The sequence below is a fragment of the Thermomonas sp. genome (assembly GCF_025993755.1).
Classification (GTDB): domain Bacteria; phylum Pseudomonadota; class Gammaproteobacteria; order Xanthomonadales; family Xanthomonadaceae; genus Thermomonas.
On sequence record NZ_JAMQHN010000091.1, the window covers coordinates 1 to 24154 of the forward strand.

Annotated in this window: 19 protein-coding genes and 1 other RNA gene; 16 read left to right on the plus strand and 4 right to left on the minus strand. The window is 67.4% G+C overall.

The annotated features are described in order from the left end of the window. From Q0X16_RS06305 to Q0X16_RS06315, 3 genes are all read left to right on the plus strand, one after another. The coding region (locus Q0X16_RS06305) for a TonB-dependent receptor (protein ID WP_297832107.1) at positions 1-1633 on the plus strand (1633 nt) is incomplete at its 5' end. Between the two features lie 122 nt (positions 1634-1755). Further along, a complete protein-coding gene (locus tag Q0X16_RS06310; RefSeq protein ID WP_297832110.1) occupies positions 1756-5118 on the plus strand; it encodes a PAS-domain containing protein in 3363 nt (1120 codons plus the stop codon). A 125-nt stretch (positions 5119-5243) separates the two neighbouring features. Further along, positions 5244-5897, plus strand: a complete 654-nt coding sequence (locus Q0X16_RS06315) for a response regulator (RefSeq protein WP_297832153.1) — start codon at positions 5244-5246, stop codon at positions 5895-5897. A 148-nt stretch (positions 5898-6045) separates the two neighbouring features. Here Q0X16_RS06315 and Q0X16_RS06320 read toward each other — a convergent pair whose 3' ends face one another. Then, complete coding sequence (locus Q0X16_RS06320; protein ID WP_297832155.1) at positions 6046-9066, minus strand: Rne/Rng family ribonuclease; 3021 nt, start codon at positions 9064-9066, stop codon at positions 6046-6048. A gap of 455 nt (positions 9067-9521) precedes the next feature. On the opposite strand from Q0X16_RS06320, the gene Q0X16_RS06325 reads away from it, so the two are divergent. Both Q0X16_RS06325 and Q0X16_RS06330 read left to right on the plus strand, forming a co-directional pair. Beyond that, positions 9522-10481, plus strand: a complete 960-nt coding sequence (locus Q0X16_RS06325; RefSeq protein ID WP_297832113.1) for an RluA family pseudouridine synthase — start codon at positions 9522-9524, stop codon at positions 10479-10481. 287 nt (positions 10482-10768) lie between these two features. Then, positions 10769-11266, plus strand: coding sequence for an SRPBCC family protein (locus Q0X16_RS06330; protein WP_297832116.1), 498 nt, complete (start codon positions 10769-10771; stop codon positions 11264-11266). Between the two features lie 20 nt (positions 11267-11286). On the opposite strand, the gene Q0X16_RS06335 is transcribed toward Q0X16_RS06330, so the two are convergent. Continuing rightward, a complete protein-coding gene (locus Q0X16_RS06335; protein ID WP_297832119.1) occupies positions 11287-11625 on the minus strand; it encodes a 4a-hydroxytetrahydrobiopterin dehydratase in 339 nt (112 codons plus the stop codon). A gap of 142 nt (positions 11626-11767) precedes the next feature. Between Q0X16_RS06335 and Q0X16_RS06340 the strand changes: the two genes are divergently transcribed. Together Q0X16_RS06340 and Q0X16_RS06345 are read left to right on the plus strand one after the other, a co-directional pair. Continuing rightward, positions 11768-12397, plus strand: coding sequence for an NfuA family Fe-S biogenesis protein (locus Q0X16_RS06340; RefSeq protein ID WP_297832122.1), 630 nt, complete (start codon positions 11768-11770; stop codon positions 12395-12397). Between the two features lie 15 nt (positions 12398-12412). Further along, entirely contained in the window at positions 12413-14230 is a 1818-nt protein-coding gene (locus Q0X16_RS06345) for a hypothetical protein (protein ID WP_297832125.1), read from the plus strand. Between the two features lie 42 nt (positions 14231-14272). On the opposite strand, the gene Q0X16_RS06350 is transcribed toward Q0X16_RS06345, so the two are convergent. Next, positions 14273-14590 (minus strand): hypothetical protein, encoded by a 318-nt coding sequence (locus Q0X16_RS06350; RefSeq protein ID WP_297832128.1) that lies wholly within the window; start codon positions 14588-14590, stop codon positions 14273-14275. 10 nt (positions 14591-14600) lie between these two features. Beyond that, on the minus strand, positions 14601-16001 hold the full coding sequence (asnS, locus tag Q0X16_RS06355) for an asparagine--tRNA ligase (RefSeq protein WP_297832130.1): 1401 nt from the start codon (positions 15999-16001) through the stop codon (positions 14601-14603). A 247-nt stretch (positions 16002-16248) separates the two neighbouring features. Between asnS and rpsF the strand changes: the two genes are divergently transcribed. The 9 genes from rpsF to Q0X16_RS06400 form a co-directional block, all read left to right on the plus strand. Then, the gene (gene rpsF, locus Q0X16_RS06360) at positions 16249-16659 is read left to right on the plus strand and encodes a 30S ribosomal protein S6 (RefSeq protein ID WP_297832158.1); all 411 of its coding nucleotides are present in this window, start codon (positions 16249-16251) and stop codon (positions 16657-16659) included. 11 nt (positions 16660-16670) lie between these two features. Next, positions 16671-16901, plus strand: a complete 231-nt coding sequence (gene rpsR / locus Q0X16_RS06365; protein WP_297172290.1) for a 30S ribosomal protein S18 — start codon at positions 16671-16673, stop codon at positions 16899-16901. A gap of 194 nt (positions 16902-17095) precedes the next feature. Beyond that, positions 17096-17551, plus strand: a complete 456-nt coding sequence (rplI, locus tag Q0X16_RS06370; protein WP_297832134.1) for a 50S ribosomal protein L9 — start codon at positions 17096-17098, stop codon at positions 17549-17551. A 230-nt stretch (positions 17552-17781) separates the two neighbouring features. Continuing rightward, positions 17782-19200, plus strand: a complete 1419-nt coding sequence (locus Q0X16_RS06375) for a replicative DNA helicase (protein WP_297832136.1) — start codon at positions 17782-17784, stop codon at positions 19198-19200. Positions 19201-19240: 40 nt separating this feature from the next. After that, positions 19241-20371: an alanine racemase gene (gene alr / locus Q0X16_RS06380; protein WP_297832139.1), complete on the plus strand. Its 1131-nt coding sequence runs from the start codon at positions 19241-19243 to the stop codon at positions 20369-20371. A 330-nt stretch (positions 20372-20701) separates the two neighbouring features. Further along, positions 20702-22204, plus strand: coding sequence for a wax ester/triacylglycerol synthase family O-acyltransferase (locus Q0X16_RS06385; protein ID WP_297832142.1), 1503 nt, complete (start codon positions 20702-20704; stop codon positions 22202-22204). A gap of 164 nt (positions 22205-22368) precedes the next feature. Continuing rightward, positions 22369-23040 carry an OmpA family protein gene (locus Q0X16_RS06390; protein ID WP_297832145.1) on the plus strand — a complete coding sequence of 224 codons (672 nt, stop codon included), beginning with the start codon at positions 22369-22371 and terminating at the stop codon, positions 23038-23040. Positions 23041-23117: 77 nt separating this feature from the next. After that, positions 23118-23470: a transfer-messenger RNA gene (ssrA, locus tag Q0X16_RS06395) on the plus strand. A gap of 338 nt (positions 23471-23808) precedes the next feature. After that, a partial coding sequence (locus Q0X16_RS06400; RefSeq protein ID WP_297832150.1) for an AbiEi antitoxin N-terminal domain-containing protein occupies positions 23809-24154 on the plus strand: 346 nt, incomplete at its 3' end.

The window sequence follows — 24154 nt, forward strand, 5'->3', positions numbered from 1 at the left end:
CAATGGCTACGTGCGCGATGCCGTCACCGGGCGCCACTACAACGACGACGACACCCGCGCGATCCGGGCCAAGCTGGCGTTCCAGCCGAGCGAGGCTTTCAACGCGACCATCAGCTTCGACTACACCGACCAGGATGCCTCGCTGACCCTGGGGCGGCCGACGGCGCCTCTGGTCGCGGTGGACTTGTGGCCAGGCATGGGGCCCTATCTCCTGCAGCTTGCGCCGACTGGCCGCTGGAATTACCGGGCGCGCACCTCGTTTGGCCCGGACAAGGGCCAGGACATGACACACAAGGGCGTGTCCCTGGTCATGAACTGGAACATCAACGACGCCTGGATGCTCAAGAGCATCACCGCCTGGCGCAAGCTCGACAGCGCGTCCTTCATCGACATCGACGCCACCCAGTTCGAACTGGGCGACGTGTTCGTCGGCTTCCACCAGCGCCAGTGGAGCCAGGAACTGCAGCTGCAATACCAGAGCGACAACGTCAAGGCGATCTTCGGCGCCTACTACCTGAACGAGCGCCTGCCGTCGCATCAGGAAGCCTATGCCGACGATTTCCTGCGCTGGATCGGGACGCCGTTCGACTTCCTGCGCACGATCGACGACAACCTGCGCACCACCAGCACCGCGCTGTTCGCCAACGTCGATTGGAGCATCAACGATGCCTGGTCGATATCTGCAGGTTTGCGCTATTCGCGTGATCGCAAGACCTACTATCGCACTACCAGCGCGTTCTACGGCCCGCCGCTGGCCGCCTTCAGCGCCAATCCGCAGGCGGTGATTCCAGGAGTCGGCCACAGCTGGAGCGCCCTGACACCTTCGTTCAGCCTGAAGTACAAGTTCAGCGAGCAGGCCATGGCTTATTTTTCGGCCAACCGTGGATTCAAGTCGGGTGGCTTCAACGGCCGCGCGAACACGCAGGCCGAGTCCGACAATCCGATCTTCAACCCCGAGTTCGTCTGGACCTACGAAGTCGGCCTGAAGCTGCAGTCGTCCGACCACCGCCTGATCGGCAACTTCACCGCATTCCACAGCAACTACCGCGATTTCCAGGCCCGCGTCTCGGAAATCGTGCAGAGCGGCGGCGTCCCGAACTTCGCGTTTCCGGTGCTCAACGCGGCGCGGATGACGATCGACGGCTTCGAGTTCGAAGGCAGTGCGCTGCTCGGAAAATCCACCACCCTGAGCGGGCAGTTGAGCTGGATGCATGCGCGCTATAAGGAGTTCAACGACCTTCGCCTGGATCCAAGCCGTCCCGATTACAATCCGCACATCCACGACCATGTGCCGTTTTCACCCGGGTTCACCGGCCGGATCGCATTGCAGCACGGCTTCGATCTGAGCAACGGTTCGGTGTTGAGCGTTGGCGGCGACGTGTCCTATCGCGGTGAAACCTGGCTTTCGGTGGACAATCGTCCGAACCTGCGCCAGAGCGCTTACACCCTGGTCGGGTTGTACGGCGTGTGGGATTCGCCGCAAGGGGCCTGGCAGGTTCGGGCCGGCGTTCGCAACCTGACCGACAAGACCTACATGACCGAAGGCCAGGAGTTCTCCAGCGTCGGCAATATCCAGACTGCCTACTTCGGTTGGCCGCGCAACTGGTACGTGTCGCTGCGATACAACTTCTGAGCTCGAAGCTCGGCGGCATGAAAATATCGAACCGACGGCGGGCTGCGGCCCGCCGTCGCGTTATGCTCGCCGTCAATGTCCGGATCTGAAGCACAACGCGCCGAATCGATGGGGATGCCGCGATGCTGAGCCTCCCGGTCGTGGTCGCCGCCGCGTTGGCTTGGATGGCGCTGCTGTTCGGCACCGCGCTGTACGCCGAACGCCATTCCGGCGTGTTTGCGCGCCAGTGGCGGCACGTCTATGCGCTGTCGCTGGCTGTCCACTGCACGTCGTGGACCTTCTACGGCACCGTCACCCAGGCCGCGCGCTACGGCTGGCCGCTGCCGCCGACCTTCATCGGCGCGATCCTGTTCTACACGCTGGCGCTGGCCTTCATGGTGCGGCTGGTGCGGCTTGCGCGCGAAAGCAATGCCACGTCGATCGCCGACCTGATCGCAACCCGGCTCGGCAAGGACGCGTGGCTGGCCGCCGTGGTGACCCTGGTGGCGGTGCTGGGCCTGATTCCCTACATCGCCCTGCAGTTGCAGGCGATCACCCTGAGCCTGACCGCGGCGACCGTCGGCTTCGATGCCGGGGAAGCGGTCGTGGTGCCGCCGTGGCGCGACGGTGCGCTGTACGTCGCGCTGGCGATGGCCGCCTTCGCGATCCTGTTCGGCACCCGGCGGGTCAGCGCCGCCGAGCACAACCGCGGGCTGGTGCTGGCGCTGGCCTTCGATTCGCTGTTCAAGCTCGCCGCGATGCTGGCGCTGGGCGGCTTCCTCTGGCTGGGATTGCGCGACCTGCCGGAGCTGGCAAGCGTGCCTGCGACGCGGGCGGCGCAGGGGGCGGGTGGCTTCGTGCCGCTGGTGATCCTCGGCGCGATGGCGATGTTCGTGATGCCGCACCAGTTCCACGTCGCGGTGGTGGAGTGTCGTGACGAGCGCGACGTCCGAACCGCGCGCTGGCAGTTCCCGCTGTATCTGCTGCTGATCGCGCTGCCGACGCTGCCGGCGGCGCGCGCCGGCGCGGTCCTGCTGGGCGACCGGGTGCCGTCCGACATGTTCTCGCTGGCCCTGCCGCTGTCGCAGGGCAATACCGGCATGGGCCTGCTGGTGTTCCTGGGTGGCCTGAGCGCAGCCACCGGCATGGTCATCGTGGCCACGTTGACCCTGAGCCTGATGATCGGCAACCACTGGTTCGCACCGGGCCTGCTGCGCAGCGCCTGGGCCGGTGGGCGTGGCGACGACGACCATCGCCGCAGCCTGCTGCTGCTGCGGCGTGGCGGCATCGTCGCGATCATGCTGCTGGGCTGGGCCTATGCGCGCCTGATCAGCGGCAGCGAGGCGCTGGCCGATGTCGGCACGGTGTCGTTTTCCGCGTTGGCTACCTTGATCCCGGCGCTGGGCTTCGCGGTATGGCGGCCGCAAACCCCGCCGCTGGCTGCGAGTCTCGGGATCGTCTCGGGATTCATTGCCTGGCTGTGGGTGATGCTGGTGCCGCTGCTGGCGTCCAGCGCCGGGGCCGATCCGGGCTGGTTGCAAAGCGGGCCGTTTGGTCAGGCGTGGCTGGCGCCGGATGCGCTGTTCGGATTGACCGGCTGGAGCCGGGTGGGCCGCGCGATCGGCGTCAGCTTGTTCGTCGGCACCGCGACGACTCTGCTGTTGTCGTCATTGCGCGAGGGCCCCCGGCGCGAGCAGTCGCGCGGAGCCGGCCTGGCGGCGCTGCGCAGCGCGGGGAGGCGCTTCCTGCCGGCCGAGCGCGTCGATGCCCTGCTGCGCGGCGCGCCCGAATTCGGGCCGGTGGCACCGCGCATCGAAGCGCGGCTGGAGCATGAACTGGCGGCGGTGCTGGGCAGCGCCTCGGCGCGGTTGTTGCTGGATGCCGCGCGTCGCGATGCGCCGGGCGCGGACCTCGAGACGGTGGCCGCGATCGTCGGTGAAGCCTCGCAGGATTTGCGCTTCAACCAGCGCTTGCTGGAAGCGGCGCTGGAGAACATGAGCCAAGGCATCAGCGTGGTCGATGCCGACCTGCATCTGGTGGCATGGAATCGTCGCTATGAAGAGTTGCTGGGCTATCCGCCGGGCATGCTTCGGGTGGGCATGCCGATCGCCGAGGCCTCGCGCTGGGCGCTGCGTGAAGTAGCCGGAATCGACCCTGCGCAAGACGCTTCGGCGCTGGATCGGCGGCTGGCACATATGCGCGCCGGCACCCCGCATCTGGCCGAGCGCGTGTTCCGCGACGGCAGCATCGTCGAAATCCGCGGCAACCCGATGCCGGGCGGCGGCTTTGTCGCCACCTTCACCGACGTGACGGCCTTCCGCCAGGCCGAGACGGACCTCAAGCAGGTCAACGAAACGCTGGAGCAGCGCGTCGTCGAGCGCACCGCGATGCTGGAATCGGCCAAGCGCGAGGCCGAGCACGCCAACGACGCCAAAAGCCGCTTCCTCGCCGCGATCGGCCACGACCTGCTGCAACCGCTGCATGCAGCGCATCTGCTGGTCGATGCCCTGCAGCAGCACGCCGGGGAGCCGCAGCGCGCGCTGGCGCAACAAATTGGCGGTGCGCTCGACTCGACCACCGATTTGCTTGGCACCTTGCTGGACATGTCGCGGCTGGAAGCCGGCGGGCTGGTTCCCGAACCGCGCGATTTTCCGCTGGCCGAAGTGCTCGATCCGCTGGCGGCCCAGTTCCGGGTGCTGGCGCAGGAACGCGGTCTGCGGCTGCGCTTCGTTTCGACCCGCGCCTGGGTGCGCAGCGATCCGCAGCTGCTGCGTCGGGTGCTGCAGAACTTCCTCGCCAACGCGGTGCGCTACACCGCCAGCGGCAGCCTGCTGATCGGCGTGCGCCGCCGGCAAGGCACGCTGCGCATCGAGGTCCACGACACCGGTCCGGGCATCGCGCCGTCGCAGCGGGCGCTGATCTTCGAGGAATTCCGGCGTGGCGACAAGGGGCGCGGGCAGGGGCTCGGCCTTGGGTTGGCCATTTCCCGCCGCATCGCGCACCTGCTTGGGTCGGAGATCGCATTGACCAGCCGGGTCGGCTGCGGCAGCTGCTTTGCGATCGCGGTTCCGAGGGTGGCCGGCGGACAGCATCTGCGTTTGCCTGCGCGCGGCCTGGTCGGGCTGCGGGTGCTGATCGTCGACAACGAGCCCGAGGTCGGCGCGGCGCTGGCGACGGTGCTGCAAGGCTGGGGCTGCACGCCGCTGGCCGTGATCGATGGGCAGGCCGCCCACGCCGCATTGGCCGACGCCGGCTTCGACCTGTGGATCTTCGATTACCACCTCGATGCCGGCGACAACGGTGTCCTGCTGCATGCGCGGCTGGCAAGCGCGTTCGAGCCGGCCCCCTGCCTGATCCTCAGCGCCGACCAGACCGGGACGGTGCGTGTGGCTGCCCAGGAGGCCGGGTTGCCGCTGCTGCTCAAGCCGCTGCGACCGCTGGCGCTGAAATCGATGCTGGATCGGATGCTGGCGGCACGCACGCGCAGCGCCGTCGCGCCGGAATGAGGTTGGGAGCGACAGTCGAAAGATAGGAATAATCCTACCTGCCGTTGCGTATTTGTCTGCTTGGCCGGATGGCGGCGGCGCGCTACCTTGTCGCCATGGCATTGAAATCGGAGAAGGGGGACGTGATGCCGATCCGGGTCTTCGTGGTGGACGATCATGCGTTGGTACGCACCGGTTTCCGCATGATCCTCGCAGCGGAAAGCGATATCGAGGTCGTGGGCGAGGCCGACAGCGCGGAAGCCGCGCTGCCGGAGATCCGCCGAATCAAGCCGGACGTCGTCCTGTGCGACCTGCATCTGCCCGGTCTGAGCGGGTTGGAGCTGACCGAACGCATCGTGCGCGGCGACCACGGTTCGAAGGTGATCGCGATTTCGGTGCTGGAGGACGGGCCGATGCCGCGCCGCCTGCTGGAAGCGGGCGCCAGCGGCTACGTTGGCAAGGGCTGCGATGCGGCCGAACTGCTGCGCGCCGTGCGCGAGGTCGCCAGCGGAAGGCGCTATCTGTCGAGCGCGATCGCCCAGGGATTGGCGTTGTCGCAATTGCAGGGGGAAGCCGGTTCGCCGTTCGACAGCCTGACTGCGCGCGAGCTGGAAATCGCGCTGATGCTCAATCAGGGACTTCGGCAGGAAGCGATCGCCAAGCGCCTGAGCCTGAGCGCCAAGACCGTCAACACCCACAAGACCCATCTGTACGACAAGCTCGGCGTGCGCGATGCCATTGCGCTGTCGCGGCTGGTCAGCCAGTACGGGCTGGTGGATCCGGCGCAGTCCATGCACTGAGCGTGTGCCGGAAACACCCGGCGCATTCCGAATGCGGATGGGCTATCGCCAACGAGCGACCCGTCGGCAGGGCGGCTTCCGGATTGAAGCCGCCTTTGCGGCGACTTGGCCCGCGCCGGGGCCTGTTCCTGCGGATATTCCTGCAGACTCAGCCGGCCTGCGGTGGCGTGACGTCTGTCGGGTTGTTTGTGGCCTGCCGTGACTGAGCCGCGTCCGCAGTCGCGGAACCCGGGTTCGGCTGCTGGCGCGCCGCCTCGAACAGGACGCGCAGCCGCTCGGCGCGCAGCCGGGCCGCGGCCAGATCGGCCATGGCTGCTCCGGCGATGGGCTGCAGGAGCGGATTCTGGCTGATCGGGGCCGGCGTCGCTCTGGCGGCAAGCGGCAACGCGGCTGCGGCGTCGTTTGCGGCCGGAACCTTCGGGGTCTCGGGCGCGGGCGCGGCGGGTGCCGGTGTGGCGGCCTCGGCAGGACTCTGCGCTGGTGCCACGGCCGTGGCGGGTTCCGTCTCGACAACGGGCTCCGCCTGCACCGGCTGGGTTGCGGCTGAAGTCGCGTCCGGAGCCGGCGGCTGCACGCCTGGCGTGGTTTCTGCGGCCACGATGCCTGCCTCGTTCGACTGCGCCGGCGCGTTGCTGGCGACACGACCGGGCTTGTCGTTCTCGCTACGGGCCGGTTGGGCGGCAGATGCGGCCTTCATGGCATCGGATTCGACCTGGGCCGGTTTTTCGACGGACGGCGGCGTTGCCGCAGCATCCTGCGTGGGTGCGCGGGATGCCAGGTCGCTGAACTCGAACTCGGGCTGCGTGACGTCCAGGTCGAGCACCGCATCCAGGGACTCGTCGTGTTCGCTGGCATCGATCTGTGCCGTGCCGGCCGACTCGCCACCGCGACGGCGCCGACGTCCGCCACGGCGTCCTCGGCGGCGCTTGCCCTCGCCGTTACCCGCGTCTTCCGTAGCCGTCGTTGCGGCGACTTGAACGGCATTGGCGGCAGCCGCCTCGTCTTGCGCGGCGGCAGGTGTGGCGTCGGCCTGCCGGGGTGCGACGCTGGCCGGCGCCGATTCGGCGGCGGCGGGTGCCAAGGTGGCAGCGATGGCTGGTTCGGACTCGGCAACTGCGTCCTTGCGCGCCTGGCGCTCGGCGCGGTCCTGCCGCGGCGGCTTGTTCGCACGCCCTTCGGTCTTCTCCGGCCTGGGCGCATTTTCGACGCGTTCCGCCTTCGCGGCCTGCTGGCGATCCTGTCGCTCCGGCTGCCGTTCCTGCCGGTTGCCCTGTTGCTTCTGGCGGGATTGTTTCTGCTGCTGGCGACCGCCTTCGCCACGGTTGTCGCGGCCATCGCGGCGCGAACGCGAATCGTTGCGCCCGCCGTGCTCCTCACGCCGCGGTGTCCTGTCCGTCTTTGCCGGAACCTCGACGATGGCCGGCTGCTCGGGCTGGCCGCCGAACAATCCGCGCAGCCAGCCGAGGAAACCGCCATTGGCGGGAATGGGCTGGGCTGCCTGCGCATGCTGCACGGCCTGCGCCGGTGCGACCTGGGGTTCCTCGTCCTGCGGCATCGGCTTGGGCTCGCGCAGCGGAGCCGGGTTGGCCGGATGGACCTTGGTGACCACCGGCGCCGGGATGTTGAGCTGGCCCTTGGTGAGCGCGATGGTGTTGAGCTTGCGCGGGGTGCCGCGCTGGTAGCTGGGCCTGCTGGTTTCCTCGCCCATCTCGTTGCTGCGGATGCGCGTCACTTCGTAGTGCGGCGTCTGCAGCTGCTCGTCGGCGACGATCACGATCGGCGCGTCGTGGCGCCGCTCGATCTCGCGCAGCGCTTCGCGCTTTTCATTGAGCAGGAAGTTGGCGATTTCCACCGGGGCCTGCACCAGCACCTGCCCGGTGTTGTCCTTCATCGCGTGCTCTTCGGCCACCCGGATGATCGACAGCGACAGCGATTCCACGCTGCGCATCCGGCCCTGGCCTTCGCAGGTGGGGCAGACGATCTGGCTGGCTTCGCCGAGGCTGTTGCGCAGGCGCTGGCGGCTCATTTCCATCAGGCCGAAGCGGCTGATCCGGCCCAATTGCACGCGCGCCCGATCGTACTTCAGCGCGTTCTGCAGTCTGTTCTCGACGTCGCGCTGGTGCTTGCCGGAGGACATGTCGATGAAGTCGATCACCACCAGTCCGCCGAGGTCGCGCAGGCGCAGCTGGCGCGCGACTTCTTCGGCGGCTTCGAGGTTGGTGTTGAACGCGGTCTCCTCGATGTCGCCGCCCTTGGTGGCGCGCGCCGAATTGACGTCGATCGCGGTCAGCGCCTCGGTCTGGTCGATCACCAGCGCGCCGCCGGAGGGCAGGCGCACGGTGCGCTCGTAGGCGCCCTCGATCTGCGATTCGATCTGGAAGCGGTTGAACAGCGGGGTGTCGTCGGTGTAGTGCTTGAGCTTGCGCTTGTTGTGCGGCATCACCTGCTCGACGAACTCCAGCGCCTCGGCGTACATCTCCGGGGTATCGACCAGGATTTCGCCGATGTCGCTGCGCATGTAGTCGCGCAGGGCGCGCACGATCAGGCGGGATTCCTGATAGATCAGGAACGGCGCCGGCTTGCTCAGTGCGGCTTCCGCTATTGCGCGCCAGATGCTGAGCAGGTAGTCGAGGTCCCACTGCAGTTCTTCGGCATCGCGGCCGACGCCGGCGGTGCGGATGATCACACCCATGTCGTCGGGGATGCTCAGCGCGTCCATCGCCTTCTTCAGCTCGGCGCGGTCGTCGCCCTCGATCCGGCGCGAGACGCCGCCGGCGGTGGGCGAGTTCGGCATCAGCACCATGTAGCGGCCGGCCAGCGAGATGAACGTGGTCAGGGCGGCGCCCTTGTTGCCGCGCTCTTCCTTGTCCACCTGCACCACGACTTCCTGACCCTCGCGCAGGAGTTCCTTCAGGCCGGCCTTGTGCGGGTCGACCCCGGCCTGGAAGTAGTCGCGGGAGATTTCCTTCAGCGGCAGAAAGCCGTGGCGTTCCGCGCCGTATTCGACGAAGGCGGCTTCCAGCGAAGGTTCGAGCCGGGTGATGCGGCCCTTGTAGATGTTGGACTTCTTGTTGTCTTTCGACGGCTGTTCGATGTCGATGTCGTACAGACTCTGGCCATCGACGATGGCCACCCGCAGTTCTTCCGCCTGCGTGGCGTTGATGAGCATTCGCTTCATTGTCGCGTTCCTTGGCGCCCCCCGCCGATGAGACGGGAAGCGGAACGCCGCGGGCGTTTTCGCCTGCTGGATACCGCATGAGCCGCGGCCGCGCCGAGCGCGATCCGTGCAGCTTTCCAGTTTTCCAGCGCTTCCACACCACGGCGAACCGCGGGAGCGCTTGTTCCTTGTTGTGATGTTGCGGGGCCGGCGACCGCCGCCTCGCCGGTCGGGCAGGGCGCGTCGCACGGGGCGTTGTTCAGCTTTGGGATCACGACCCTGGGGCCGGCGCTGGGCGGGTTTGCCGCGCAGTCGTTAACATGTCCACCCCGAGGGTGGTGGCAACGGCACTGCGGCGGGGATCGTCAGGCAGGCCGGCTTTCGGCCGGAAGGCGCGTTCGGCGCCCGTCACTTCCCGCGAAATCAAACCCTTGCATCGCCCCCCGAGTGTACCAGATCAGCACCCGATGACACAGCCCGAAGTCCCATCCCCGTCCGTCCGCCTCGTGCGCGTGCCCGCCGACCGCGCCGGCCAGCGCCTGGACAACTTCCTGCTGGGCCAGCTCAAAGGTGCGCCGCGCGGGCTGATCTACAAGCTGGTGCGCAGCGGCCAGGTGCGGGTCAATGGCGGTCGGGCCAAGGCCGAGCGCAGGCTGGAAGCTGACGATGAGGTCAGAATCCCGCCTGTTCGCGTCGAATCGCTGCAAAATGACGGACGTTTGCCTCCTAAAGGCCTCCTGACTGCGCTCGAAGCGGCGATCGTGTTCGAGGATGCGCGCCTGCTCGCCATCGACAAGCCCTCGGGCGTGGCCAGCCACGGCGGCAGCGGGATTGCTTTTGGCGCCATCGAGGGGCTGCGCGCGCTGCGCCCGCGCGACAGCCTGGAACTGGTGCATCGGCTGGACCGCGACACCTCCGGCCTGCTGATCCTCGCCAAGAAGCGTTCGGCCATGACCGAATTGCAGCGGCTGCTGCGCGAGGACCACGGAGCTGGCGTCCACAAGCGCTATCTGGCCCTCCTGACCGGCCGCCTGCCCGACGGGATGCTGCGGGTGGAGGCGCCGTTGCTCGTCGGGTTGCGCCAGGGCGGTGAGCGTCACGTCCAGGTCAGCCCGTCCGGCAAGCCCTCCCTGAGCGAATTCCGGGTGCTGGAACGCCGCGGCGGGCAAAGTTATTGCGAAGTACGGATCGCCACCGGGCGCACCCACCAGATCCGCGTCCATGCCCGGCACCTCGGGCATCCGGTCGCCGGGGACGACAAATACGGCGATCCCGACGCGAACCTCCGGCTGCGCGAGAAGGCCGGGCTGCGGCGGCTGTTCCTGCATGCATCCTCCATGGAATTCGCGCTGGACGACGGCCGCACGCCCTACCTGCTCAACGCGCCGCTGGCGCCGGACCTCGTTTCCGTGTTGAACGCCTTGTGATCGGTCCGACGATCGTCTGTCCTCGACATCGCAACTGGAAGATCGTGTCGTTGCAGCGCGCCGTCGGGTTGCCTCGGCCGCTTGCGCTCATGTCCCCCGATGGCGGCCTGCTGCCGCCATCTCCTCCTTGACTTCGCTTCAGCGGCCGCGGCAACCCGGCGGTGCCGGACGTGACCGGCCATCGTCTTCTGGACGGCGCCGGATCCGGGAATGGCTGACCACCGTCAATGCGGCGCGTGCCGGTTGCTGCCAGACTTCCCGCATCGCAATCAGGACAGGGAACTCCCATGAGTGACGATGGATGGACGCCCGGCCGCATCGCGCGGACCGATGCCGGTTTCGAAGGACGGCTTGAGCGCAGGCTGGAGCATCCGGCTGCGGCGGTGTGGGCAATGCTGACCGAACCGATGGCGCTGGCGCAGTGGCTGGCGCCGGGGCGCATCGAAGCGAGCGAGGGTGGCGCGGTGCGGATTGACTTCGCCGACAGCGGCATCGTCATCGACAGCCGCGTGACGGCGTTTGCGCCGGAGCGGCTGCTGGAATATTCGTGGAGCAGTCCCGGCCAGCCGCAGCGCCCGCTGCGCTGGGAACTGCACCCGGACGGTGACGGCACGCGACTGGAACTGACGGTGCGGCTGCCCGAGGGTGAAGACCCGGCCAAGGCGTGCGCCGGCTTCGAGGGCCATCTGGAAATGCTGGCTGCCGCGCTGGAAGGCGTGCCGATCAAGTTCCCATTCGACCTGTACCAGCAGGCGCGCAAGACCTATGGCGAGCAGGTGAAGTAGGGTTTCCGGGCCCGGCCGACTCAGGCCAGGCGGTCGGCCTTGGCGGCGCAGATGAAATCGTTTTCCGACAGTCCGTCGCAGTCGTGGGTGGACCAGCGCACCATGCAGCGGTCGTAATGCACCGACAGATCGGGGTGATGGTCCTCGCGGTTGGCTTCGTGGGCCAGCGCGTTCACGAACGAAATCGTGTGGTAGTAGTCGGGAAAGCGGAAGGTCTTGGTGATCGCGTGGCCGTCTTCGGCCAGTTCCCAGCCGTCCACCTGCGCCAGCAGTTCGCGCACCCGCGCTTCGCCCAGTCGGTGCTCGTGGCCGCGACGCGGGATGCAGCGGGCCTGGTCAAGCGGGATGCGGTCGGCCATGGGAGACTCCTGAGCAGCGGCATGTCGGTCAGCAGCCGGTCGCGCGTGGCGGCCGGGCTGTCGCTAGAATAGCCCTCGAAGGCGGAATGTCGATGGCGCGGTGCTCGGGCCTGAGGCAACATCGTCAGGATGGAGGTTGCGGTTGATCCAGATTTCCGATGCAGCGCAGTCGCATTTCCGCAAGCTGATCGAGCGCGAGGCGATCCCCGGGCTCGGCGTGCGGCTGTCTGCGATCAACCCCGGAACCCAGCGCGCCGACGTGCGGCTGGAGTTTGCCGAGCCCGACGAGCTCAACGGGGATGAGTGGGTGGTCGATTGCGCCGGTTTCAGCCTCTGGCTCGATGCCCCCAGCGTGCCCTGGCTGGAAGGCGCGCAGATCGATTACGAGACCAACCCGACCGGCGGCCAGCTGCAGATCCGCGCGCCGCGGATCAAGGGCGTGGTGCCGGGCGCGGACGCGCCGCTGGCCGATCGCGTGCAGTGGATCATCGACAACGAGATCAATCCGCAGCTGGCCATGCACAAGGGCAACGTGAATCTGTCCGGAGTCGATGCCGAAGGCGTGGTCAGGCTCAATTTCGGCGGTGGCTGCCACGGCTGCAGCATGGTCGACATCACCCTCAAGCAGGGCGTCGAGAAGACCCTGCTGATGCGCGTTCCCGGGATCACCAAGGTCGTTGACGTGACCGATCACGACAGCGGCGCCAATCCCTATGCCGCCCGCGGAAGCAAATCTGCTTCCACGGACGCCTCTCCCTACAGCAAGTCCTGACGGAAGCGAGCGCGCGTGACGAAGGCCTCCGATCTCATCGCCGCGCTCAATCAGAGGCGGCTGCTCAAGACCGGAAAGAGTCCCGAGGAAGGCGTTGGCTATCCGCCCGGCTGGCAAACCTGGCTGGATGCGCTGCGTCCGGCCGAAGGCGCGCCGCCGCGGCCGGATTCGCGGGATTGGGTGGCGGCGCTCGACGCGCGGCCCTTGGAACAGCCCAAGGGGCTGCGCGGCAAGGTGCGTCCGTTCTTCCAATTGCTGCGGCTCAGCCGGCCCGACGACCCGCGCGACGATCGCCCGCTGCGGATCGGCGCGACCACCGCCGACATCCTGCTGCACCTGATTCTCGCGGCGCTGCTGCTGTGGCTGATGTACCTGCAGCTGTTCGCCGTGCCCGAAACCGAGGATGAGGCAGGCGGCGGCAGCGACGCGGTGCAGGTGGAGTTCATCGGCCGCGGCAATGTCCAGGAAGGCGGCGGCGCGCTCGCCACGGAGGGTGCGCAGGCCGCGCCCGCGGCGGCATCGGCTGCGGCCTCCGGCAAACCTTCGCCCAATCCGGTCGCGGCGGCCGCCAGCGCGGCGGCGTCCAGCGCCCGGCCTGAATTAAACACCGTTCCGGTGCCGACGCCGCCCGCGATGGCCGCCTCGCAGGCGCCGCTGCTGTCGGAGGTGGCGCCGACGCTGGAAGCCGTCCCGGCCCAGCCGCTGCAGGTCAGCCAGGTGCCCCAGCCCCAGCCGGACGCGTTCCGGCTGCCGCCCCCGCGCGAGCTGAGCGTGCCCGTCCCGCAGCAGACCCCGCGCGAAGTGCAGCTGCAGGCGCAGGTCGAGGCGATCACCACCTTGCAGGCCCAGCAGGTACGGCAGATGGAAGTGCGGCAGGTACAGCCGCAGCTGCGGCCGCAGGAACTGCGGGAAACCGTGCGCGAGATCGAGGTGCTCGCGCCGCCATCCACCCAGCTGGCCCGCGAGCGCGCGCTGCCGTCTTCCGCAACCGGTCAGGCGCAGCTGCAGGTGCCTGCGCTTGCCGGCCAGATTCGCGAGATTCCCTCCGGCACGGGGCCGGGTGGCAGCAGCACCGCCAGCGGCAACGGTGCCGCCGCGCTCGGGAATTCCGCAGCACGCGGCGCTGGTGGCGATGCCAGCAGTCCCGGCGGCAGCGGACAGGCGCAGGGCGGAACCGGCCACGGCGCGGCGCCCGGAACCCAGGGCGGACGTGGCGCTTCGGCGACCGGTCCCGGCGCCGGTCCCGGCGCACGACCGGCGGCCGGTGGCTGGCCGGGGGCGGCCCGCAGCGACGACTGGGGTGCCTCCAGCCGCAATGCGCCGGGCACCGGGCGCGGAAACGGCAACGATGGCCGCGGCGGGCAGGGGAATCGCGGCAGCGGCAATGGCGACGGCGGGCGCGGCTCGGGCGATCTGTTCAACAACGACGGCCGGGTCCGCCTGCCCGACCAGTGGTCGGCCAATTCCCACGTCGATCTCGACCGTTCCGGCACCTGGCTCAAGCGCCCGGGCCTGGAATACCGCGGCACCCGCTTCGACCAATACTGGATCCCGGAGGGAACCCTGCTGCAGGAATGGGTGCGGCGTGGGGTCAAGGAACTGTCGATCCCCATTCCCGGCACCCGCATGAGTTTGAAGTGCGTGGTCTCGCTGCTGCAGTTGGGTGGCGGCTGCATGCCGTTCAACCCGGACGTCAATGAGCAGCCCGCCACCGGCAGGCCGGCCCCGGATATCCCGTTCAAGCCGGAATTGCAGGAAGACAATGGCAGCGTGCGGTCGGTGCCCCCGGCGCCGTCCTCGACCGACGGCGTGCCGCCACCGGGCGGTGGCTGAAACGGTTTGCCATTCCCCAGCCCCGCGTTCGCCGGCCTCCGGTCACCCCATCGCCTTGCCGACGACCCACAGCACGCCGCCCAGCGCCAGGCCGACGAGGATCACCACGGCCGAAATCCGCGCCGGCGTGGCCAGGGCGGAAAGCGTTGGGTCGGGCGTGGCGCGATAGCCTCCGCGCAGGAGCCACAGCAGGACGGCCGGACGCAGGAACGCGCCGGGACCCAGCTGGGCCTTGAGCTGGCCGTGGCGATCGCGGATGTGGACCAGCGTCAGCGGCCAGAAGATCACGAAGGCCGTTGCCCCGGCGATGGACAGGGCGAACGCCAGCAGCGCGAGGAACAGGATGAGGTCGGTGTCCACGATGCGCCGATCAGAACTCGGCGCTGCCCGGCGCGCGCGGATAGGCGATCGCGTCGCGGATGTTGGCCAGCCCGCAGACATAGACCACCAGCCGTTCGAAGCCCAGCCCGAAGCCGGCGTGCGGCACCGTGCCGTAGCGGCGCAGGTCGCGGTACCAGCCGTAGTGCGCCGGGTCGAGGCCGAACTGCGCCATCCGCGCGTCGAACACGTCGAGGCGCTCCTCGCGCTGGCTGCCGCCGATGATCTCGCCGATGCCCGGCGCCAGCACATCCATCGCCGCCACGGTCTTGCCGTCGTCGTTGATGCGCATGTAGAAGGACTTGATCTGCTCGGGGTAGTTCATCACCACCACCGGGTGGCCGACGTGCTCCTCGGTCAGCCAGCGCTCGTGCTCGGTCTGCAGATCCAGCCCCCATTCGACCGGGAAGTCGAACTTCTTGCCGGACTTCTGCAGCAACGTGATCGCGTCGGTGTAGTCGATCCGCTCGAAGGGCGCGTTGATGAAGCCTTCCAGGCGGGTGATCGCGTCCTTCTGCACGCGCTCGGCGATGAAGGCCATGTCATCAGAGCGCTCGTCCAGCACCGCCTTGAACAGGTACTTGAGGAAGTCCTCGGCAAGATCCGCATCGTCGTTCAGGTCGGCGAAGGCGATCTCCGGCTCGATCATCCAGAACTCGGCCAGGTGGCGGGTGGTGTTGCTGTTCTCGGCGCGGAAGGCCGGGCCGAAGGTATAGACCTTGCTCAGGGCGAGGCAGAACGCCTCGACGTTGAGCTGGCCGGACACGGTGAGGAAGGTTTCCTTGCCGAAGAAGTCGCGCGAGAAATCCACCTCGCCCTTGCCGTCACGCGGCAGGTTGGCCATGTCCAGCGTGGACACGCGGAACATCTGGCCCGCGCCTTCAGCATCACTGGTGGTGATGATGGGCGTGCTGATCCAGTAGAACCCACGCTCGTGATAGAAGCGGTGCACCGCCTGCGCCAGGCAATGGCGGATGCGCGTCACCGCGCCGAACAAATTGGTGCGCGGGCGCAGGTGGGCAAACTCGCGCAGGTATTCCAGCGAGTGCTGCTTGGGCTGCATCGGGTAGGTCAACGGGTCTTCCACCCAGCCGACGACCTCGATCGCGGCGGCCTGCACCTCAAAGCTCTGGCCCTGACCCTGCGATTTCACCAGCGTGCCGGTGGCAATCACCGCGCAGCCGGTGGTCAGGCGCTTCACCTCGGATTCGTAGTTGGCCAGCGTGTCCGGCACCACCACCTGGATCGGCGCGAAGCAGGAACCGTCGCTGACGTTGACGAAACTCAGCCCGGCCTTGGAGTCGCGGCGGGTGCGGACCCATCCGCGAACGCTCACTTCCCCGCCTTCGGGTGCGTGCCCGGCAAGGAGTTGGGCTACCGACATCGTCGTCATCGTGTTTCCTGTGCTGCAGCGTGCTGGAACCTCGCATTCTAGCGCGATCCGCGCGCGCGCCAGGCCGTTCCCCAGGCTGCGGAAACGCCGCAACTTGCGCGCAAGGCCTTGATTTCCCATAATGGGCGGCTCCCGCACGCGGGAGACCTTGCCCGAACGCGCCGCGTCTTCCGGAAAACGGAAACGGCGGTGGCCGAGGGCTGACCGCCAGGCGATGTCGCTTGCCACCATCCACAAGGAAAACACCATGCGTCATTACGAAGTCGTGTTCCTGGTCCATCCGGACCGGAGCGAGCAGGTTCCGGCCATGATCGAGCGCTACAAGGGCATGATCGAAGCGGCCGAAGGCAAGATCCATCGCCTCGAGGACTGGGGCCGTCGCCAGCTCGCCTATCCGATCCAGAACCTGGTCAAGGCCCACTACGTGCTGCTGAACATCGAGGCCAGCCAGGCCGCGCTGGACGAGCTGGTTGAAGGCTTCCGCTTCAACGATGCGATCCTGCGCCATCTGGTGATGCGCCGCGACGATGCCGTCACCGAGCAGTCCGCGATCATGAAGAGCAAGGACGAGAAGGGCGATCGCGGCGAGCGCAGCGAGCGTCGCAATCGCGACGAGGATGGCGCGACCGACGCCGACGACACCGCCGAAGCCGCCTGAGGAGCCTGACCATGTCCAAATTCTTCCGCCGCCGCAAGTACTGCCGTTTCACCGCCGAGGGCGTCACCGAGATCGATTACAAGGATCTCAACACCCTGCGCCAGTACATCACCGAAACCGGCAAGATCGTGCCCAGCCGCATCACCGGCACCAAGTCGCGCTACCAGAGGCAGCTGCAGACGGCCGTCAAGCGTGCGCGCTTCCTGGCGCTGCTGCCCTACACCGACAACCACAACGTCTGACGCTTCGCCTGCCCGGCGTGGCGTTGTCGCAGGTCGGACGCGCGCATCCGCATTGACGTCAGTCAACTGCGGCGCGCGCGCCCTCCCGATCCTGGCCACGCCTTCGCCGGCTGTGCGTCGTTCGGTCAATCCCGTCCATTCGGACAGCAACCGTTGCGTCGCCTGGCGGCGCTAACGAATCACGGAGCAAACCCATGGAACTGATCCTCCTGCAGAAAGTCACCAACCTCGGCGGCCTGGGTGACAAGGTCACCGTCAAGCCCGGCTACGGCCGCAACTACCTCGTGCCGCAGGGCAAGGCGGTGCCGGCCACGGCCGCCAACCTCGCCGAGTTCGAACAGCGCCGCGCCGAGTACGAGGCCAAGGCGCAGGCCACGCTGGATGCCGCGAACGCGCGTCTGGCCAAGCTGACCGACGCCAGCGTCACCATCGCCGCCAACGCTTCGACCGAAGGCAAGCTGTACGGCTCGGTCGGCCCGCGCGAGATCGCCGAAGCGCTGGAGAAGCAGTACGGCGTCGATGTGCACAAGTCGGAAGTGACGATGGGCGAAGGCCCGCTGCGTCACGTCGGCGAGTTCGAAGTGCACCTGCACCTACATGCCGACGTGCAGACAGCGGTCAAGGTCGTGGTGGTTCCCGAAGCGGCCTGAGCCCTGGCTGCCGCGGGATGAACGACGGGCGCCCTCGGGCGCCCGTTTTCATTGCGCGCCTGCTGGCCGTCTTCCGCTTCCCAATCTCAATCCGTGCGACAAGTTGTCCACAAGATGTCCCATGACTTGTCTGCAACACCCTCGGGGCACCAGCCCCTACGATGCAGGACAAGGACGCCGTTGGGCTCGCCGGTTCGGCGTGACGGCCCTTCAGGAGACAGGAACCCCCAATGACCGCAGGCTCGGGTGCAAGGCGTGACGTCAGCTTCAGCTCGCGCAGCGATGCGAGGGTCGAGCAGCTGCGGGTGCCGCCGCAGTCGATCGAGTCCGAACAGGCGGTGCTGGGCGGGTTGCTGCTGGACGCGGGTGCCTTCGACCGAGTCGCCGACCGGCTGGTCGAGGAGGACTTCTATCGGCGCGACCATCGCCTGATCTACCGCGCGATTCGTGAGCTGACCGAAAAGAACCGCCCTTGCGACATGCTCACCGTGCGCGAGTGGCTGGACGCCAAGGGCCTGCTCGGCGAAGGGCTCGACCCCGGCTACCTGTTCGATCTGGCGGCCAACATCCCCGGTGCCGCCAACATCCAGGCCTATGCCGAGACCGTGCGCGACAAGGCGGTCCAGCGGCGCCTGATCGAAGTCGGCACCACGATCGTCAACGACGGTTTCCAGCCCGAGGGGCGCGATTCGGCCGAACTGCTGGCCAAGGCCGAGCAGGAAGTGTTCGCGATCGCCGAGAGCCACGCCCACGGGCGCCAGGATTTCGTTCCGGTCAACAAGGCGCTGAGCGAGGCCTTCGATGTTCTGCAACAGCGCGCCGAGAGCGGTGGCGGCATCACCGGCCTGCCCACCGGCTACGCCGAGTTCGACCGGATGACCGCAGGCCTGCAGCCCACCGACCTGATCGTGCTGGCGGCGCGGCCGGCGATGGGCAAGACCACCTTCGCGCTGAACATCGCCGAATACGGCGCGCTCAAGTCGAAGAAGGCAGTGGCGGTGTTCTCGATGGAAATGTCGTCCTCGCAGCTCGCCCTGCGCCTGATCTCGTCGCTGGGTCGGGTCAATGCCACCCGGCTGCGGGTCGGCGATCTCGAGGACGAGGACTGGGGGCGGGTGAACGGTGCGATCTCCCTGCTCAGCGGCGCCAGGATCTTCATCGACGACACCCCGGCGCTGTCGCCCGACGTGCTGCGCGCCAAGGCGCGCAGGCTCCGGCGCGAGCACGACCTCGGTCTGATCGTGATCGACTACCTGCAGCTGATGCAGGTGCCCGGCAACAGCGAGAACCGCGCCACCGAGATTTCCGCGATCAGCCGCTCGCTCAAGGCGCTGGCCAAGGAACTGAAGGTACCGGTGCTCGCGCTGTCGCAGCTCAACCGCTCGCTGGAATCGCGTACCGACAAGCGCCCGGTGATGGCCGACCTGCGTGAATCCGGCGCGATCGAGCAGGACGCCGACATGATCGTGTTCATCTACCGCGACGACTACTACCACAAGGAAAATTCGCCGGACAAGGGCCTGGCCGAGATCATCATCGGCAAGCAGCGCAATGGCCCCACCGACAGCTTCAAGCTCAAGTTCTTCGGCGAGTACACGCGCTTCGACAACCTCGCCTACGACAGCGCCGGCAGCTTCGAGGGCGAGTGACGCTGGCACTGTTGCCGTGCGCGTGGTCGAATAGCCGGCCATGAGCGAATCCTTCAGCCAGCGGCCGACGCGGATCGTGGTCGATCTCGACGCGCTGTCCGGCAACCTGCGGGCGATCCGCAGCCACGTCGGCGTGCCGGTGATGGCCATCCTGAAGGCCAACGCCTACGGACACGGGCTGGTCCCGGTGGCGCGCCACCTGCAGGCGCAGGGCGCCGAACGGTTCGGCGTGGCCTTCGTCGAGGAAGGCATCGCCCTGCGGCGCGCCGGCATCCACCTGCCTATCCTCGTGCTGGGCGGCATCCTCGGGCGCCAGGCCGGGTTGCTGATCGAACACGACCTCGAGCTGACCGTCTCCTCGATCGACAAGCTGCGAAAGGTCGAAGCCGCCGCGCAGACGCTGGGCCGCAAGGCCGCGATCCACCTGAAGATCGACACCGGGATGGAGCGCATCGGCGTGCACAGCGAGACCTGCGGCCCGTTCATCGAAGCGTCCGTGGCTTCGCGCTGGTGCACGGTCGAGGGCATCTATTCGCACCTGGCCTGCGCCGACGATCCCGACGACCCGATGACCGCGCTGCAGCTTGCGCGTTTCCACGACGCCTGCGGGCATTTCACCCGTCTCGGCGCGCGCATGCCGATTCGCCATCTGGCCAATTCCGGCGGCATCCTGCATTACCCGGACACCTGGCTGGACATGGTGCGCCCCGGGATCGCGCTCTACGGCGTGCTGCCCGATCCGCGCTCGCGGCGCACGATCGACGTCCGCCCGGCGCTGGAACTGCGCTCGCAGGTGGTGTATTTCAAGGTCGTCCACGTCGGCCGACCGGTCAGCTACGGCGCAACCTGGGCGCCGTCGGCCGACACCCGCATCGTCACCATCCCGCTCGGCTATGGCGACGGCTATCCCCGCGCGCTGTCCAACCGCGGGCAGGTGCTGATCCGCGGCCGCCGCCTGCCGATCGTCGGTCGCGTGTGCATGGACCAGTTCATGGTCGATCTCGGGCCGGACGGCACCGCCTACAACGGCGACGAGGTGGTGCTGATCGGCAGACAGAACGGCGAAACCATCCGCGTCGAGGACCTGGCCGCACAGGCCGACACCATCGGCTACGAAATCCTGACCCGGCTCAACGACCGCATCCCGCGCGAGTATGTCGGCGGGGAGTAGCGGCGGTTTGGCGCACAGATCTTTTGACACGGATTGACGTACCTAGGCGGAAAGATTTCTTGACGCGGATTGACGCGGAAAAAGCGGATAAGGCAATGCTTGGAAGCAGGCACGCGCATTCAGTGAAATGTCCGTTCTGGGCGCGTCCATGCATGTCAGCCCGGACTCTGTGAAGATTTCGCTGGATCCGTGTCATCCGCGTGATCCGCGTCAAAATCTTTCGCACTGCCAGCCGGGACATTCCGTCAATCGCGCTCTTCGTCGCCCTTTCCTCGTTGACCGCCCGCAATGCGGCGTGATTCACTCAGCGACAGTACCGGGAGAACAGGGATGAGTACGTCGAAGCCGCGTTTGAAGCGCTCCGTCGAGCCGCCGCAGGGGCGCCGGCCGCGGCGTGAACCGATGTCGCGCGTCGATACCGCGTGGCTGCGGATGGAGCGACCGACCAACCCGATGATGATCACCGGCGTGCTGATGTTCGCCGAGCCGATGACGCTGGCGCGCCTGAAAAAGGTGATCGAACGGCGTTTCCTGGCCTATGCGCGCTTTCGCCAGAAGCCGGTCGAAGGCGCGACCGGCGCGCAGTGGGTCGAGGACGCGGACTTCGACCTCGATTGGCACGTGCGCCTGTCCGGGCTTCCGGGCAAACCGGGAAAGGCATCGGAAAAGCGCGCGCTGGAACGTTTCGTCAGCCAGCTCGCGTCCAGCCCGCTGGATCCGAGCAAGCCGCTGTGGCAGTTCCACCTGATCGAAAACTACCAGGGAGGCTCGGCCGTCGTGGCGCGCATTCACCACTGCTATGCCGACGGCATCGCGCTGGTGCAGGTGCTGCTCTCGCTTACCGACACCAGTCGCGAAGCCTCCTCCGCGTCGCGGCTCGACAAGAGCTGGCTCAAGGAACAGGCCGCGCCGGTGGCGCGCCGGGTGGGCGCGATGGAGCGCTACATGAAGCTTGGCGGCAAGGCGCTGGAGCAGGGCATGGCGATGGTGCAGGACCCCTCGCTGGCGACCCTGCTGGCCAAGGAAGGTTCCGATATCGCGCTGGAACTGGTGCACGCGCTGTCGCTGGCGGACGACCCGCCCTCGCTGCTGCGCGGGCAGCTTGGCGTGAGCAAGCGCGTGGCCTGGGCCACTCCGCTGGCGCTGGAAGAAGTCAAAGCGGTAGGCCGTGCCTGCGGCTGCACGGTCAACGACGTGCTGATGGCCGCGGCGGCCGGCGCGCTGCGCGGCTACATGATCGAGCGCGGCGACGATCCGGACGGCCTGACACTGCGCGCCACCGTGCCGGTCAACCTGCGGCCGCTCGAACACGCGAAGAAACTCGGCAACCACTTTGGCCTGGTGTTCCTCGAACTGCCGGTGGGCGAGGACAATCCGCTGCGCCGTCTGGAACGCGTCGCCGACTGCATGTGCAGCCTCAAGGGATCGCGGCAGGCGATCGTCGCCTATGGCCTGCTGGCCGCGCTCGGGATCGCCCCGCAGCCGATCCAGGAAATCGCGCTGGAGTTGTTCAGTCGCAAGGCCAGCGCGGTGGCGACCAATGTGCCCGGCCCGCAGCAGCCGCTGTACATGGCCGGCAGCACCCTGCGCGAAATCATGTTCTGGGTGCCGCAGACGGGATCGATCGGACTGGGCCTGTCGATCCTCAGCTACCAGGGCCAGGTGCACTTCGGCCTGATCAGCGACGCCAAGCTGATTCCCGATCCCGACGCCGTCGCGCGCAGGTTTGGCGAGGAATTCGACAAACTGCTTTATCTGGCCATGATGGCCCCCTGGGACCGCGAACTGGACGCCGATGCGGCGCTCGAGCTGCTGCAGCAGTCGGATCCTTGAGCGTACGCGCGCCGCCGTGCCGCACGGCGGGCGCATTGGCGACAAGGGCGATTCCGCCGCCAAGGGCCCGCCTTGCGCAGGACCTCGAGGCCCTGTGTTCATCTTCCAGCCACACGTGTCCGACTAGCCTCAAGCTTCGATTCTCGAATTCACGTGGAGACCGCATGAACATTGCGCCGCTGAAATCCATTGCCATCGGAACCTGTCTTGCCGCATTCCTCGCCGGCTGTGCGACCTATGACAGCCAGGGCAACGAAACGAACCAGCGCGCCCGCCGCGGCGCCCTGATCGGCGCCGTCGTGGGCACCGCCGCCGGCCTGCTCAGCGGCGACAGCGCGGTCGAGCGCCGCCAGCACGCGATGGTCGGAGCCGGCATCGGCGCACTGGCCGGAGCCGCCATCGGCAACTACCAGGACCGGCAGGAAGCCGAACTGCGCCGCGAAACCGCCGGCACCGGCGTCAACGTCAGCCGCCAGGGCGACGTCATCACCCTCAACCTGCCCGATGGCGTCACCTTCGACTTCAACCGCACCGAGGTCAAACCGCAGTTCTACCCCGCACTGAGCAAGATTGCCGGCACCCTGCGCGAGTACAACCAGACCATCGTCGAGGTCAGCGGCCACACCGACAGCATCGGCAGCGACGCCGTCAACCAGCGTATTTCCGAACAGCGCGCGCAGTCGGTCGCCAGCTACCTCGTCGCCCAGGGCGTCCAGCCGGCGCGCATCGAGACCGTGGGCATGGGCAAGCGCTTCCCGATCGCCGACAACGCCACCGAAGCCGGCCGGGCGATGAACCGGCGCGTCGAGATCCGCCTGCTGCCGCTGCGTTCCTGAACCGCGCCGGTTTCGCCACTTGTGGAAGTCGCCGCCACCCCTATACTGGGGTTGTCGGCGACGACAAGATTCCCACCGGGGGTGCACTGGCTTCGACGGGGGTTGCGAAATCGCACGGCGCATGCCGAGGGGGCAGCTTTCCTCGTAAATCCAGCGGCAAACTCATAGTTGCCAACGACGACAACTACGCTCTGGCCGCTTAAGGCCTAGCCCCGAACCCACTTGTGCCCGTGCTCGTGGATGTAGGGTCATGATCACGGGATAGGTTCCGGCGGCGACCCGCCAACCGGCTCCGAAACGCAGCGGGTGTGGATTACGGCGTGCTTCGCACGGTGTGTTGCCGGCATCCGAGACCAAACACCGGGCTAAGCATGTAGTGCCGGGCATGGAGTGCCTTCGGACGGCGGTTCGACTCCGCCCACCTCCACCAATACACAAAGGTCAACAGTTCGCTGTTGGCCTTTTTTCTTGCGCGCTCCCGCGTGTTCGCGGGGACTCCTGCGGATTCCTGCGGACTTCCTTCCTCCGGTCGTCTCGCCCATCTCGGCCCCATTTCGCTCTCTCCTGGCCATTCTTCTCTCCAGCCTCGCTCGCCGGCTAAGGGCCGAAGTCCGCAGAGGCCGCAACGTGGACCTATACAGATCAATGGGTTACGTGCTGACGAATCAAACGGTTGGATTGCGGCATCGGCAGGCAAAGGAAACCATGGCCGTTGTGTTTTGTCGGTAGTTCTTGACAGCTACCGACGTTTCGCAACATTATGACGACATGGACAGTTCGCACCAGAGCATTCTGGATCTTGCCGCCCAGCGCGGCCTTATTCGCCCACGCGATCTCAATGAGCGTGGGCTGCCCACGATCGCCCTCACGCGGCTGGTGCGGCAAGGGCTGCTCCAGCGCGTGGGACGGGGCCTGTACGCAATTCCGGACCGGGCCGTCTCGGAACACGGCGCACTCTCCGAGGTGGCACGCAAGCACCCGCAAGCCATCGTCTGCCTGCTGTCGGCACTGCGCCTACATGAACTCACCACACAGTCGCCGTTCGAGGTCTGGCTGGCAATTCCCAACAAGGCACGCGCGCCAAAGATGGACTATCCCCCGCTGCGCATCGTGC

Coding starts and splice junctions, on each gene's coding strand:
- Q0X16_RS06310 (WP_297832110.1), top strand. CDS start 1,756: ATGCTGAGCCTCCCGGTCGTGGTCGCCGCCGCGTTGGCTTGGATGGCG.
- Q0X16_RS06315 (WP_297832153.1), top strand. CDS start 5,244: ATGCCGATCCGGGTCTTCGTGGTGGACGATCATGCGTTGGTACGCACC.
- Q0X16_RS06320 (WP_297832155.1), bottom strand. CDS start 9,066: ATGCTCATCAACGCCACGCAGGCGGAAGAACTGCGGGTGGCCATCGTC.
- Q0X16_RS06325 (WP_297832113.1), top strand. CDS start 9,522: ATGACACAGCCCGAAGTCCCATCCCCGTCCGTCCGCCTCGTGCGCGTG.
- Q0X16_RS06330 (WP_297832116.1), top strand. CDS start 10,769: ATGAGTGACGATGGATGGACGCCCGGCCGCATCGCGCGGACCGATGCC.
- Q0X16_RS06335 (WP_297832119.1), bottom strand. CDS start 11,625: ATGGCCGACCGCATCCCGCTTGACCAGGCCCGCTGCATCCCGCGTCGC.
- asnS (WP_297832130.1), bottom strand. CDS start 16,001: ATGACGACGATGTCGGTAGCCCAACTCCTTGCCGGGCACGCACCCGAA.
- rpsF (WP_297832158.1), top strand. CDS start 16,249: ATGCGTCATTACGAAGTCGTGTTCCTGGTCCATCCGGACCGGAGCGAG.
- rpsR (WP_297172290.1), top strand. CDS start 16,671: ATGTCCAAATTCTTCCGCCGCCGCAAGTACTGCCGTTTCACCGCCGAG.
- rplI (WP_297832134.1), top strand. CDS start 17,096: ATGGAACTGATCCTCCTGCAGAAAGTCACCAACCTCGGCGGCCTGGGT.
- Q0X16_RS06375 (WP_297832136.1), top strand. CDS start 17,782: ATGACCGCAGGCTCGGGTGCAAGGCGTGACGTCAGCTTCAGCTCGCGC.
- alr (WP_297832139.1), top strand. CDS start 19,241: ATGAGCGAATCCTTCAGCCAGCGGCCGACGCGGATCGTGGTCGATCTC.
- Q0X16_RS06385 (WP_297832142.1), top strand. CDS start 20,702: ATGAGTACGTCGAAGCCGCGTTTGAAGCGCTCCGTCGAGCCGCCGCAG.
- Q0X16_RS06390 (WP_297832145.1), top strand. CDS start 22,369: ATGAACATTGCGCCGCTGAAATCCATTGCCATCGGAACCTGTCTTGCC.